The organism is Sphingomonas sp., from assembly GCF_042095875.1.
GTDB lineage: Bacteria > Pseudomonadota > Alphaproteobacteria > Sphingomonadales > Sphingomonadaceae > Sphingomonas.
The window spans coordinates 37,418-49,895 of record NZ_JBELMJ010000018.1 but is presented as its reverse complement, the minus strand read 5'-3'; the positions used below and the strand labels follow the sequence as shown (position 1 = coordinate 49,895).

Annotated in this window: 14 protein-coding genes; 11 read left to right on the top strand and 3 right to left on the bottom strand. The window is 69.1% G+C overall.

Annotated elements, in window-relative coordinates; genetic code table 11:
- Nucleotides 1–124 precede the first annotated feature (124 nt).
- Nucleotides 125–715, top strand: coding sequence for a molybdenum cofactor guanylyltransferase (locus tag ACFDS6_RS08505; RefSeq protein WP_375271716.1), 591 nt, complete (start codon nt 125–127; stop codon nt 713–715).
- A 6-nt stretch (nt 716–721) separates the two neighbouring features.
- Here the strand turns inward: ACFDS6_RS08505 and ACFDS6_RS08500 are convergent, their stop codons facing one another.
- Nucleotides 722–1,477 carry a competence/damage-inducible protein A gene (locus tag ACFDS6_RS08500; RefSeq protein WP_375271715.1) on the bottom strand — a complete coding sequence of 252 codons (756 nt, stop codon included), beginning with the start codon at nt 1,475–1,477 and terminating at the stop codon, nt 722–724.
- 66 nt (nt 1,478–1,543) lie between these two features.
- Between ACFDS6_RS08500 and map the strand changes: the two genes are divergently transcribed.
- The 3 genes from map to glnA all read left to right on the top strand — a co-directional run bounded on the left by map (nt 1,544) and on the right by glnA (nt 4,402).
- Nucleotides 1,544–2,371, top strand: coding sequence for a type I methionyl aminopeptidase (gene map / locus ACFDS6_RS08495; RefSeq protein ID WP_375271714.1), 828 nt, complete (start codon nt 1,544–1,546; stop codon nt 2,369–2,371).
- A 170-nt stretch (nt 2,372–2,541) separates the two neighbouring features.
- On the top strand, nt 2,542–2,880 hold the full coding sequence (locus tag ACFDS6_RS08490; protein WP_174191831.1) for a P-II family nitrogen regulator: 339 nt from the start codon (nt 2,542–2,544) through the stop codon (nt 2,878–2,880).
- A 109-nt stretch (nt 2,881–2,989) separates the two neighbouring features.
- On the top strand, nt 2,990–4,402 hold the full coding sequence (gene glnA / locus ACFDS6_RS08485) for a type I glutamate--ammonia ligase (protein ID WP_375271713.1): 1,413 nt from the start codon (nt 2,990–2,992) through the stop codon (nt 4,400–4,402).
- A 286-nt stretch (nt 4,403–4,688) separates the two neighbouring features.
- Here the strand turns inward: glnA and ACFDS6_RS08480 are convergent, their stop codons facing one another.
- Nucleotides 4,689–5,426 (bottom strand): TorF family putative porin, encoded by a 738-nt coding sequence (locus ACFDS6_RS08480; protein ID WP_375271712.1) that lies wholly within the window; start codon nt 5,424–5,426, stop codon nt 4,689–4,691.
- Nucleotides 5,427–5,429: 3 nt separating this feature from the next.
- Nucleotides 5,430–5,852, bottom strand: coding sequence for a hypothetical protein (locus ACFDS6_RS08475; protein ID WP_375271711.1), 423 nt, complete (start codon nt 5,850–5,852; stop codon nt 5,430–5,432).
- A gap of 230 nt (nt 5,853–6,082) precedes the next feature.
- Between ACFDS6_RS08475 and ACFDS6_RS08470 the strand changes: the two genes are divergently transcribed.
- From ACFDS6_RS08470 to ACFDS6_RS08440, 7 genes are all read left to right on the top strand, one after another.
- Nucleotides 6,083–6,655, top strand: a complete 573-nt coding sequence (locus ACFDS6_RS08470) for an SRPBCC family protein (protein ID WP_375271710.1) — start codon at nt 6,083–6,085, stop codon at nt 6,653–6,655.
- Nucleotides 6,652–7,833 (top strand): zinc-dependent alcohol dehydrogenase, encoded by a 1,182-nt coding sequence (locus ACFDS6_RS08465; protein WP_375271709.1) that lies wholly within the window; start codon nt 6,652–6,654, stop codon nt 7,831–7,833. Before ACFDS6_RS08470 ends, ACFDS6_RS08465 begins: the two co-directional genes overlap by 4 nt.
- Nucleotides 7,834–7,847: 14 nt before the next feature.
- The gene (locus tag ACFDS6_RS08460) at nt 7,848–8,633 is read left to right on the top strand and encodes an SDR family NAD(P)-dependent oxidoreductase (protein WP_375271708.1); all 786 of its coding nucleotides are present in this window, start codon (nt 7,848–7,850) and stop codon (nt 8,631–8,633) included.
- Nucleotides 8,634–8,722: 89 nt separating this feature from the next.
- Entirely contained in the window at nt 8,723–10,000 is a 1,278-nt protein-coding gene (locus ACFDS6_RS08455; protein ID WP_375271707.1) for a M20/M25/M40 family metallo-hydrolase, read from the top strand.
- Nucleotides 10,001–10,091: 91 nt separating this feature from the next.
- Nucleotides 10,092–10,775: a helix-turn-helix domain-containing protein gene (locus ACFDS6_RS08450; RefSeq protein WP_375271727.1), complete on the top strand. Its 684-nt coding sequence runs from the start codon at nt 10,092–10,094 to the stop codon at nt 10,773–10,775.
- Between the two features lie 2 nt (nt 10,776–10,777).
- Nucleotides 10,778–11,230, top strand: coding sequence for a DUF2721 domain-containing protein (locus tag ACFDS6_RS08445; protein ID WP_375271706.1), 453 nt, complete (start codon nt 10,778–10,780; stop codon nt 11,228–11,230).
- A gap of 62 nt (nt 11,231–11,292) precedes the next feature.
- Nucleotides 11,293–12,471, top strand: a complete 1,179-nt coding sequence (locus ACFDS6_RS08440; protein WP_375271705.1) for an MBL fold metallo-hydrolase — start codon at nt 11,293–11,295, stop codon at nt 12,469–12,471.
- Nucleotides 12,472–12,478: the final 7 nt, after the last annotated feature.

The window sequence follows — 12,478 nt, the reverse complement described above, 5'->3', positions numbered from 1 at the left end:
GCGCTGGTGGTCGGCGCCATCATCACGACGCTCTGACCCATCGGCCCTCCGCCTTCGCTTCGCGCGAGGGCGGGTTGGCCGGGGCGGCCTCCCCTTTTCTCCCCCTCATCTCTACAGCGGCCCCATGACGATCCTGGGTGCGGTGCTGGCGGGCGGGCGCGCGACGCGGTTCGGGCGCGACAAGGCACTGGCGCGCGTCGGCGACGCGACGTTGCTGGAACACGCGATGGCGAGCCTCGCGCCGCACGTTGACGCGCTGGTCGTCGTCGGTCGCGCCGAGGCGCCCGTGGCGGTCACACCCGACCTGCCGCGCGCCGACCTGGGTCCGCTCGGCGGGATTGCGGGCGCGCTCGCCTACGCGCGGGAGCGCGGGCATGCGTCGGTGCTGACGACCGCGTGCGATACGCCGACGCTACCCGACGCGCTCGTGGCGGCGCTGCTGGCGCGCGACGCGGCGCACGCGGCGGAAGCGCCGACAGTCGGGCACTGGCCGGTGCGGTTGCTGGCGCCGCTGCTCGCGCGGCTGGACACGGGTGAGAGCCGGTCGATCCGACGCTGGGCGGCGGGCGCGGGCGTGGCGGCGGTGCTGCCGGGGATGACGGTGCCGAACGTCAACACGGTGGATGATCTTGAAGCGTTGGTTGGCTCTGGAGCGTTATCCGAAGTCACACTTCTCGCGGCCAAGAAGCGGGGTTCGGGATCAAGTCCGGGATGACGGGGGTTAGATGCCGCCGGCGGTGATCTCGTAGCCGGCGTCTTCCAGCGCGCGCGTCAGGTCGGCGAGGCAGCGGTCGACCAGCGCCTCGTCGGGCGAGCGTACGACGAAGTTCGCGCCGACGCGGCCTTCGCGGAAGAAGGGGTAGCTGCCGATCGCGACGCCGTCGTGCGCCTTCTCGGCGGCGCGCAGCGTGTCGGCGACCTCGCTCTCCGCCACCCAGCCCCCGATCGACTTGGAAACGACCGGGCGCCCGCCCTCCAGCGTGCCGGTCAGCGTGTCGAGCATGCCCGCGGTGATGTGCGGGACACCCGCCATGATGAAGATGTTTTCCGTTCGGATGCCGGGCGCCCCCGAGACGCGATTCTCGATCAGCTCTGCACCCGCGGGCACGCGCGCCATGCGAAGCCGTGCCTCGGTCAGCCCGCCGCGCGTCTCGTAATAGCGCGTCAGCGTCTCCACCGCGCGGGGGTGATGCTCGACGCCGACGCCCAAGGCCGCGGCGATCGCGTCGACGGTGATGTCGTCGTGCGTCGGGCCGATGCCGCCGGTGGTGAACAGGTAATCGTTGCGCGCGCGAAGCGTGTTGACCGCCTCGACGATCGCCTCCTCGCGGTCGGCGACGACGCGTACCTCGGCCAGGCGGATGCCCTGTACGTTGAGCCAGGCGGCGATCTGCGCCACGTTCTTATCCTGCGTACGGCCCGACAGGATCTCGTCGCCGATCACCACCAGCGCGGCGGTCCAGATGTGTTCGCTCATATACAGGTCCTTATCGGCAGGCGCTCAGCCTCGCAAACGCAGGCCGATCGCGCTATATCCGATGCCATGACCAACTACGTTACCGTCACCAGCGACGCGCCGCTCGGGCGCGACGGCGCGATCAAACTGCATGGACGCGACGCGTTCGACGGCATGCACAAGGCCGGGCGGCTCGCCGCCGAGACGCTCGACATGATCGCAGCCCACATGGTGCCCGGCGTGACGACGGCCGAGATCGACCGGCTGGTCTACGACTTCATCGTGGAGCGCGGCGGTGTGCCGGCGACGCTCGGCTATCGCGGCTACACGCACTCGACCTGCATCTCGATCAATCACGTCGTCTGCCACGGGATACCGTCGGAGAAGACGCTGAAATCGGGCGACATCGTCAACGTCGACGTGACCCCGATCGTCGATGGCTGGCACGGCGATTCGAGCCGCATGTACCTGATCGGCGACGTGCCGCTGAAGGCCAGGCGGCTGGTCGAGGTGACCTACGAGTGCCTGATGCTGGGGCTGGAGCAGGCGAAGCCCGGCAATCACATGGGCGACATCGCGCACGCGGTGCAGCGCCACGCCGAGGCGCACCGCTACGGCGTGGTGCGCGATTTCTGCGGCCACGGCGTCGGGCGGCTGTTCCACGACGCGCCCGAGGTGGTGCACGTCGGGCGGCCGGGCACCGGACCCGAGCTGCGGCCGGGCATGATCTTCACCGTCGAGCCGATGATCAACATCGGGCGACCCGACGTGAAGCTGCTCGACGACGGCTGGACCGCGGTGACGCGCGACCGCTCGCTGTCGGCGCAGTTCGAGCATTCGATCGGGATCACCGAGGACGGCTGCGAGATCTTCACCACCTCGCCCGCGGGGCTCCACAAGCCGCCCTACGCCTGACGCGCGCACCGCTGCCCGTTTATTGGGCAGCGGACGCTCACCTGCCTAATTTGATGGCACGGGAATGGCGGAAATCCGCGCTTTTCTGCCCTTGCCCTTCGCCCCTCCGGCTGGCACGTTCGCTGCAAGTCGACGCACCGGGGTGTCGGTCGGAGGTGGGTGGTTCACGCGTGAAGAAGATCGAAGCGATCATCAAGCCGTTCAAGCTGGATGAGGTCAAGGAAGCGCTCCACGAGATCGGCGTCAGCGGCATCACCGTGACCGAGGCGAAGGGGTTCGGCCGGCAGAAGGGCCACACCGAATTGTACCGCGGCGCCGAGTATGTCGTCGATTTCCTGCCCAAGGTGAAGCTCGAAGTCGTGGTCGAGGACGGCCTGGCCGAGCGCGTGGTGGAGGCGGTCGCCGCCGCCGCGCAGACCGGGCGGATCGGCGACGGCAAGATCTTCGTGATTCCGGTGGAGACGGCGCTGCGCATCCGCACCGGCGAGCGCGACAACGACGCGATCTGACGCCGCGATCACCCGCGGGTCACGAGGCACGCACCCCCAAAGGTTTCAGTCCCCCAAGTTCCATCACAGCCGGCCGACCGGTCCGGCGCACGATCAAGGAAGAAGCGACATGGCGAACACGGCCGCAGACGTTCTGAGCAAGATCAAGGACGAGGAGATCGAGTGGATCGACCTGCGCTTCACCGACCCCAAGGGCAAGTGGCAGCACCTGACCATGGTGGCGAGCGTCATGGGCGAGGACGAGTGGACCGACGGGCTGATGTTCGACGGCTCCTCGATCGAGGGCTGGAAGGCGATCAACGAGTCGGACATGATCCTGAAGCCCGACCTGGACGCGGTCTACACCGACCCGTTCTCGGCCACGCCGATGCTGATCGTGTTCTGCGACATCGTCGAGCCGTCGACCGGCGAGGGGTACAGCCGCGACCCGCGCACCACCGCGAAGCGCGCCGAGGCGTACGTCGCGCAGACCGGGATCGGCGACACGGTTTATGTCGGCCCGGAGGCCGAGTTCTTCATGTTCGACGACGTGCGCTTCGACACGACGTACAACCAGTCGTACTTCAAGATCGACGACATCGAGCTGCCGACCAACACGGGGCGTGAGTATGAGGGCGGCAATCTGGCGCACCGTCCGCGCGCCAAGGGCGGGTACTTCCCGGTCGCCCCGGTCGACTCGGCGGTCGATATCCGCGGCGAGATGGTCACCACCATGCTCGAGATGGGCCTGCCGTGCGACAAGCACCACCACGAGGTGGCCGCGGCGCAGCACGAGCTGGGCCTGACCTTCGGCACGCTGACGCAGACCGCCGACCGGATGCAGATCTACAAGTATGTCGTGCACCAGGTCGCGCACGCCTACGGCAAGTCGGCGACGTTCATGCCGAAGCCGATCAAGGAGGACAACGGATCGGGAATGCACACGCACTTCTCGATCTGGCAGGGCAAGGAGCCGCTGTTCGCGGGCAACGGCTATGCCGGGCTGTCCGACACCTGCCTGTACTTCATCGGCGGCGTGATCAAGCATGCCAAGGCGATCAACGCCTTCACCAACCCGACCACCAACAGCTACAAGCGGCTGGTGCCGGGTTACGAGGCGCCGGTGCTGCTCGCCTATTCGGCGCGCAACCGCTCGGCGTCGTGCCGTATTCCCTACGGCACGGGGCCGAAGTCGAAGCGCGTCGAGGTGCGCTTCCCCGACGCGATGGCGAACCCGTATCTCGCCTATGCCGCGCTGCTGATGGCGGGCCTGGACGGCATCCAGAACAAGATCCATCCGGGCGAGGCGATGGACAAGAACCTGTACGACCTGCCGCCGGCCGAGCTGGCGGAGGTGCCGACGGTTTGCGCCTCCCTGCGCGAGGCGCTGGAAAGCCTGATGGCGGACCACGACTTCCTGCTGAAGGGCGACGTGTTCACCAAGGACCAGATCGAGGCCTACGTCGAGCTGAAGTGGGGCGAGGTCGCGCGCTGGGAAATGACGCCGAGCCCGGTGGAGTTCGATATGTATTACAGCGCCTGAGCGTGCCGTGCCGGCACGCGGTGTGGGGGAGCCCGCACAGGCGCTGTCGGCCGGCCTCGCCATCGGCGAGGACCGACGACGCGGCTTCGCCGCGGCGCTGCCAGGATAGAACGAGGCGCTCGAAGCGATCCGGGCGCCTTTTCTTGTCTGCGGACGAAGGAAGCGGAATCCCGGCCCGAGGCCGGGATGACGGAAGTGATGGTTGTTGCGGTAGATGCGCGCGGTGCGCGCCTTTCATCACTGGTCTAAGGTTTATCTTGATGCGGCCTGAGCCGGCCGACAGCCCTCAGAAGCTGATCGCCGCCCGCGCCGCGATCCGGTCGCCCGCGTTGTTGCGCGCGGCGAAGGGCGACAGCGCGCGCGTGTTGTCGATGTCGGTGCCGGTATATTCGAACGTCAGCACCAGCGGCCCGGTCGCGTGCTGCACGCCGAACGACCAGTCGTAATAGGTGTTGTCGGGGCGCAGCCGCGCCGCGCGGATGACGTCGTCGACGTCGCCGCTCGATCGCCCGGCGCTGGCGGTGACGCTGAACGGGGTCAGCGGCACGCCGACGCGCGCGCGCGCGGCGAGGTAGAGGTTGCTGCCGCCGATCGCGTCCTGCGACGGGGCGTAGCGCGCCTCGATCCCGGCCTGCGCCGGCCCGAGCGTGTAATTGGCGCTGGCGCCGCCCTCGTAATAGTCGAGCGGGCCGTCTCCGTTCGTGAACACGTGCCCGGTCGCGAAGGCGTCGAGCCGGAAGCCGCCGACCAGCTGGCTGTAGCCGAGCGTCGGCTCGATCACCGCGTCGGCGCCGCCGTGGCGCGGGTCGCCGCGCGTGGTGAGCGCGCGGACGCCGACGTCGAATCCGCTCGACAGGTCGAGCCGGGCGGAGGCGGCGAGCGCCCCCTCCCCGTCGCTCCAGCTGATGCCGCGGCGGCGCTCGTCGGTGGTCGCCTCGACGCTGGCGTGCGGGGTGACCTGCGCCTGCGCCGGTATGGCGGTTGCGGCAAGCAGCGCCCAGGCGGCGACAGCGGGTTTACGCATCAACTATCCTCTTGTTCGTTCGAGATCGGCGATCAGGTCGCGGCGGTCGCGGGCGGCGACCTCTACCAGGTGCGCGCGCATCCGCTCGCCCGCCGCGGCGACCGCGGCCTGGATAGCCGCGCGCTGCCCCGCGCACCAGCCCGGCCGCGTGCCGCCAAGAAGCGCGGGCGCCTCGATCCGTCGCGCCGCCACGTAGCCGGCGGCGTGGCGCGCGTGGCGGTCGACTGCGACGCGCGCGTGCCAGCGGCAGCGCAGCGCGGCCGGCCGCCCGGGTGCCGAGACGGCGCCGACCTGGCGCATGTCGGTGCGCAGCGTGCCGCGATAGGTCGCCTCCACGGCCGAGCCGGCGTGATCGAAGCGTTCGCGGTGCGTGTGCGTCGTCGCCCGAGGTACGGCGAGCAGCGCGGCAGCGATGATGAGTGACATGATCCTCTCCAGATATGAACGAGCCTCTCGGGCCCGCGACCCGGCCGAGGTGATCGCGGGCGTGCGATGCTTCAACGCGGGCACTGGCCGCGGACATCATTCGTAAGACCTCGGCCGCAATCGTTACGGGTACGTCGCGCAAGGTATTGATCTGCATCAGCAACTACCCCGCGCCGTGGAACGCGCGCGATGCCCGCGCGCTTGTGGACGCGTTGATAACGGAGGCTGGGATGACCGATAGCCGCGACGACGGTCCGGTAGTGACCGCGAAGAAGAATTCGGACGAACTCACCGCTGCGACGATCCCCGACGCGCAGGGCAGCAGCGCGGTGGCGCGCGCGGTGACGATCAACAAGCCGGTGGCGGAGGTCTACGCCTATTTCCGCGACTTCTCCAACCTGCCGCACTTCATGGAGAATGTGGTCAGCATCGACACGCCCGACGCGACGCGCTCGCACTGGGTGGTGAAGGGGCCGGGCGGCACCACGGTTGAGTGGGACGCGCGCGTGACGGGGGATCAGCCGAACGCGCTGATCGCCTGGACCAGCGAGGAAGGCGCGGACATCGCCAATTCGGGCCGGGTCGAATTTCGCGACGCCGGCGCACGCGGCACGGTGGTGACCGCGACGATCCTGTACGATCCGCCCGCCGGCACGGTCGGCAAGCTGATCGCCAAGCTGTTCCAGCGCGAGCCCGCGATCCAGGCGCGCCGCGACCTGCGCCGGTTCAAACAGTTGATGGAAGCGGGCGAGATCGCGACGCCGGCGATGAACCGCAAGCAGTTCGAGGAGATGGGATTGTGAGAGCACTGGCTTGGCACGGCAAGCATGACGTGCGCGTCGACACGGTCGATGATCCCGGCATCGTCAACCCGCGCGACTGCATCATCAAGGTGACCTCGACCGCGATCTGCGGCTCCGACCTCCACCTGTATGACGGCTATATTCCGACGATGCAGGCGGGCGACATCCTGGGCCACGAGTTCATGGGCGAGGTGGTCGAGGTCGGCGCGAAGTCGACGCTGAAGAAGGGCCAGCGCGTCGTGGTGCCGTTCACGATCGCGTGCGGCAGCTGCTATCATTGCGGCAAGCACCAGTATTCGGCCTGCGACAACGGCTTGCCGGCCGACAACCAGGATATCGCGCAGGAGCTGTACGGTCACCCGATGGCGGGACTGTTCGGCTACAGCCACATGACCGGTGGCTACGCGGGCGGTCAGGCGGAGTACGTCCGCGTGCCGTTCAGCGACGTCGGCCCGATCGTCATCCCAGACGGCATCGAGGACGATAAGGTGCTGTTCCTGTCGGATATCCTGCCCACGGGATGGATGGCAGCGGAGAATGCCGACATCGAGCCCGGCGACACCGTGGCGGTGTGGGGCTGCGGTCCGGTGGGGCTGTTCGCGGTCCAGTCGGCGTTCCTGATGGGCGCCGAGCGCGTGATCGCGATCGATCATTTCCCGCGCCGGCTGGAGCTCGCCAAGAAGTTCGGCGCGGAGACGCTTAATTTCGAGCAGACCGACATATACGACGCGCTGATGCTGATGACCGGCGGGATCGGGCCGGACGCGGTGATCGACTCGGTCGGGCTTGAATCGCACGGGCTGTACGTCGACAACGTGGTCGATCAGATCAAGGCGTCGACCTTTCTCGGCACCGATCGCCCGCACGCCAATCGCCAGGCGATCATCGCGTGCCGCAAGGGCGGGCGCGTGTCGATGCCCGCGGTCTACGGCGGCTTCGTCGACAAATGGCCGCTCGGCGCCTTCATGGAGAAGGGGCTGACGCTCAAGACCGGGCAGACTCACGTCCAGCATTACCTGCCCGGGCTGCTCCAGGCGATCATCGACGGGAAGATCGACACCACCTTCCTGATCTCGCACCGCATGGACCTGGAGGATGCGCCGCTCGGCTATCAGAAGTTCCACGACGAACAGAACGACTACACCAAAATCGTGCTCAAGCCCGGCTTGAACGGCTGAACAGGAGAGAAGTCATGGCAGACAAATTCGCCGTCATCACCGGTGCCTCGACCGGCATCGGGTTCGAGCTAGCGACGCTCGCCGCGCAGGACGGCTACGACATCCTGATCGTCGCCGACGAGCCGCTGATCAACGACGCCGCGCGCGATTTCGAGCAGTTCGGCACGCAGGTGCAGGCGGTCGAGGCGGACCTGGCGACGATCGAGGGGGTCGACAAACTACTCGCCGCCACCAACGGCCGCCGCATCGACGTGCTGTGCGCCAATGCGGGGCGCGGGCTGGGTCACGGCTTCCTCGATCAGAAGGTCGAGGACTGGCGCCACGTCGTCGACACCAACATCACCGGCACCGCCTATCTGCTCCAGCGCGTGCTGCCCGACATGGTCGCGCGCAACGACGGCAAGGTGATGGTGGTCGGATCGGTCGCGGGCTACATCCCCGGCGCGTTCCAGGCGGTGTACAACGGCACCAAGGCGTTCGTCGACAGCTTCACCGAGGCGCTGCGCAACGAGTTGAAGGACGCGGACGGGGTTACGATCAGCACGCTAATGCCCGGCCCGGTCGACACCGAGTTCTTCGCGCGCGGCGACCTGCTCGACACGCAGGTCGGCAGCGATCCGAACAAGCGCTCGGCCGAGGATGTCGCGAAGGACGGGTGGAAGGCACTGATGAGCGGCAAGCCGTCGGTCTTCTCGGGCTGGGCGACGAAGATCCAGGGTGTGCTGGCCAACGTAGTGCCGGGATCGGTGCTCGCCGAGCAGCACCGCAAGATGGCGGAGCCGGGGTCGGCGGACCGGTAACGCCGCCGGCTTGCGCCAACGATCAGCCCGCTTCGCCTGACGGGCGGAGCGGGCTTTCGCTCGTTCGCGAGCCCAGCTAGCCTCTGCATATGATTGCTCCTCTCGTCACGCTCGCCGCTGCCGCCACGCTCTCTCCCGCCGAGGTGCGGATGCAGGCAGCGGTTGCGGCGGAGGCGCCGCGGAGTGAGGCGCTGCTCGAACGACTGGTCGAGCAGAATTCGGGCTCGCTCAACCTCGATGGCGTGACGAAGGTGGGCGCGATGATGCGCGCCGAGCTCGCGCCGCTCGGCTTCGACGTCCGCTGGGTCGACATGCGCGCGACCGGGCGCGCGGGCCACATCGTCGCGACGCATAAGGGCAGCGGGCGCGGCAAGCGCGTGCTGCTGATCGGGCATCTCGACACGGTGTTCGAGCCCGACAGCCCATTCACCGGCTTTCGGCGCGAGGGCGCGCGCGCCTACGGTCCCGGCGTCGGCGACGACAAGGGCGGGCTGGTCGTGATCGTCGCCGCGCTGCGCGCGATGAAGGCGGCGGGTACGCTTTGCGACGCCGACGTGCAAATCGTGCTGACCGGCGATGAGGAGCGCACCGGCGCGCCGCTCGACCGGGCGCGCGCCGACCTGATCGCGGCGGGGAAGTGGGCGGACATCGCGCTGGAATATGAGAATGTCGCGACCGAAGCCGGGCGCGACTGGGGCACCACCGCGCGGCGCAGTTCGACCAACTGGGCGATCACGGCGACGGGCAGCACCGGCCATTCGAGCGCGGTGTTCGGCCCCGCGCTCGGCTACGGCGCGGCGTACGAGCTCGCGCGCATCCTGGACGCGTTCCGGCGCGAGCTGCCCGAGCCCAACGTCACCTACAATGTCGGGGTGATGGCGGCGGGCACGCCCGCGACGCTGGACGAGAGCGGCGTGCGCGCGGCGGCGTCGGGCAAGACCAACATCGTCGCGGCCGAGGCGGTGGCGCGCGGCGACCTGCGCACGCTATCGCCCGAGCAGGACGCGCGCGTGCAGGCGCGGATGCGCGCGATCGTCGCGCAGCACCTGCCGCGCACCAATGCCACGATCACCTTCTCCGACGGCTACCCGCCGATGGCGCCGACCGCGGGCAATCGCGCGCTGCTGGCGCAGCTGAACGCGGTCAACCGCGACCTGTCGCTGCCCGAGATGCCTGAGTACGATCCGGCGAAGCGCGGCGCGGCGGACTCTAGCTTCGTCGCCGCCGACGCCGACACGCTGGGCGGCATGGGCGCGTCGGGCGGCGGCGCGCACGCGGAGGGCGAGTGGATCGACCTTTCCAGCCTGCCGCGACAGGCGACGCGCAGCGCGATCCTGATCAGCCGGCTGGCCGCGCAGGAGCGCTAGCCGCGGCGCGCGTGCCGGTTCGAACGTCGAGCGCCGACTCCTCCCGCTGCGCGCTTGCCCCGGGCGCCGCCTTCGTGGATGCTCGCGCGTGATGGACGTGACCGCCGCACCTGCCGCCCTGCCCGCCCGCATGCCCGCCGCGCGCGGCAGCGCAACGCGCAACGAGCTGAAGCGGGCGGCGAGGCGGTTGTTCGCCGAGCGCGGGATCGCGGCGGTCGGCATGCGCGAGGTGGTCGAGGCGGCGGGGCAGCGCAACGCCGCGGCGGTGCACTATCATTTCGGCAGCAAGGACGACCTGCTGCGCGAACTGCTGATCGATGGCGCCGCGCTGATGGACCGCGAGCGACGCGCCCTGTTCGACGAACTGGACGCGCGCGGCGAGCCGACGCTGGACGCGGTGGTGCGCGCATTGGTGCTGCCCAACATTCAGTTTCGCGGACTAACGGGCGAGCACGAGACCTATTTCCGCTTCATCGTCAACGTGCAGAACGAGCGGCGCCAGCTGTTCCGCGACACGGTGCCTGAGCATTCGGAGAGCTTCGGCCGCTTCGTCGATCACGTCCACCGCCTGCTCGCGCCCATGCCGGCGGCGGAGGTGAAGCAGCGAATCCTGTTCGCCAGCCTGGCGCTTCAGACGCTGATCGCCGCGCGCGAGGCGTCGCTCGACCGGGCGAGCGGCAGCGACCACCATTTCTGGAGCCGTCCCGACGCGCTCGCCGGCATGATCGACGCGGTTCACGCGATCCTGATCGGTCCGCGCGCGGTAGCGGCGTGATCATGGGGGTCTATTCGCCGGCGATCTCGACCATCGCCGAGACGATCCAGGTGTCGCTCAGCCCGGTGTTCATGCTGGCGGGGATCGGCGCGCTGCTCAACGTGCTGGCGGGGCGGTTGTCGCGCGTGGTCGACCGATCGCGCGCGCTGGAGGTGCTGCACCCACGCTCCACCGGCACCGAGCACGACCGCCACGTCGCGGAGTTGCGACTGCTGAACAAGCGGATGAAGATCATCAACGCCGCGCTGCTGATGGGAGTGTCGAGCGCGGTGATGACCTGCATCGTGGTCGCGTCGCTGTTCATCGCTGTGCTGCTGCGGTTCCACATCGGGCAATATGTCGCGGGCGGGTTCATCCTGGCGATGATCCTGCTGATCGCCAGCCTGATCGCGTTCATGATCGAGGTGCGCGTGTCGCTCTACGCGATCCGGATACGGGAGGAATTGCTGCGCTGACCGCGGCACCTCGACGCGGAACGACGCGTTCTGCCCCCATCATCGACCGGGAAGAGTGAAGCGTGGCCGCATTGTTGAAGATTGTCGGCGTGGCCTTGCTGCTGCTCGTGGCCGCGGCGGGGTTGGCGATTACGATCGTGCCGCGCTTCCTCGACCGCATCTACTACGAGGGGCCGGAGAGCGACCATTTCGACGGCGCGCGCTTCTTCAATCCCGATGGCGAGGACACGGCGCGCCCGCCGGGAGGCGGCGGGGGACGCGCCGGCTTCTTCTGGCGGCAGCTGACGGGCCGCGACGGGCGGCCGGTGTGGCCGGATACGGTGCCGGTGGCGCAGAGCAAGCCCGCGCCGCGGGTCGAGGGCGAACGCATGGTCGCGACCTGGATCGGGCACGCGACGGTGCTGGTGCAGACCCACGGGCTGAACATCCTGACCGATCCCGTCTACGCCGAGCGCGCGGGGCCGCTCGGTTTCGGGCCGAAGCGGGTCGCGACGCCGGGTGTCGCGTTCGAAAATTTGCCGCGGATCGACCTCGTGCTCGTCAGCCACAATCACTACGACCACCTCGACCAGGCGACGCTCGAGCGCTTGTGGCGCCGCGACCGCCCGGCGATCGTCACCAGTCTGGGCAACGACAGCGTGATCGGTCAGACGGGCGCGAAGGCGATCGCGCTCGACTGGGGCGGGCGGGTGACCGTGCGGCCGGGGGTCGAGGTGGCGGTGACGCGCAACCATCACTGGGGTAGCCGCTGGTTCACCGATCGCAACCGGGCGCTATGGTCGAGCTTCGTCGTCCGCCTGCCGAGCGGGGGCAATCTGTTCTTCGCGGGCGATACCGGTTTCGGCGACGGGCGGTGGCCGGCGGAAGCCGCGGCGCTCGGACCGATCCGCCTCGCGCTGATCCCGATCGGCGCGTTCCGCTTCGCGCCCGGACAGATGTCGTCGGGCAGCCACATCGGGCCGGCGGAGGCGGCGCTGGTCTATCAGCGGCTGGGCGCGGCGCGTGGTCTGCCGATCCACTGGGGTACGTTCCGGCTGTCGTACGAGGGATACGACACGCCGCCGCGCCTGCTCGCCGCGGCGATGCGCTGCACCGGCGGCGGCGACTTCGCGGGCGTGCCGATCGGGCAGCCGCAGGAGATCGCGGCCGCCTCCGCGCCTGTCTCCAGCCCCGCGACGCCGATGACGCGCGACGCCATGCTGCGCTGCCTCGACACGCCCGCGGTGCGCGCGATGCGCTGAGCGGAAC

Bases quoted from the DNA above. Each gene is read 5' to 3' on its own strand.
- ACFDS6_RS08505 (WP_375271716.1), top strand. From the start codon at position 125: ATGACGATCCTGGGTGCGGTGCTGGCGGGCGGGCGCGCGACGCGGTTC.
- ACFDS6_RS08500 (WP_375271715.1), bottom strand. From the start codon at position 1,477: ATGAGCGAACACATCTGGACCGCCGCGCTGGTGGTGATCGGCGACGAG.
- map (WP_375271714.1), top strand. From the start codon at position 1,544: ATGACCAACTACGTTACCGTCACCAGCGACGCGCCGCTCGGGCGCGAC.
- glnA (WP_375271713.1), top strand. From the start codon at position 2,990: ATGGCGAACACGGCCGCAGACGTTCTGAGCAAGATCAAGGACGAGGAG.
- ACFDS6_RS08480 (WP_375271712.1), bottom strand. From the start codon at position 5,426: ATGCGTAAACCCGCTGTCGCCGCCTGGGCGCTGCTTGCCGCAACCGCC.
- ACFDS6_RS08475 (WP_375271711.1), bottom strand. From the start codon at position 5,852: ATGTCACTCATCATCGCTGCCGCGCTGCTCGCCGTACCTCGGGCGACG.
- ACFDS6_RS08470 (WP_375271710.1), top strand. From the start codon at position 6,083: ATGACCGATAGCCGCGACGACGGTCCGGTAGTGACCGCGAAGAAGAAT.
- ACFDS6_RS08460 (WP_375271708.1), top strand. From the start codon at position 7,848: ATGGCAGACAAATTCGCCGTCATCACCGGTGCCTCGACCGGCATCGGG.
- ACFDS6_RS08455 (WP_375271707.1), top strand. From the start codon at position 8,723: ATGATTGCTCCTCTCGTCACGCTCGCCGCTGCCGCCACGCTCTCTCCC.
- ACFDS6_RS08450 (WP_375271727.1), top strand. From the start codon at position 10,092: ATGGACGTGACCGCCGCACCTGCCGCCCTGCCCGCCCGCATGCCCGCC.
- ACFDS6_RS08445 (WP_375271706.1), top strand. From the start codon at position 10,778: ATGGGGGTCTATTCGCCGGCGATCTCGACCATCGCCGAGACGATCCAG.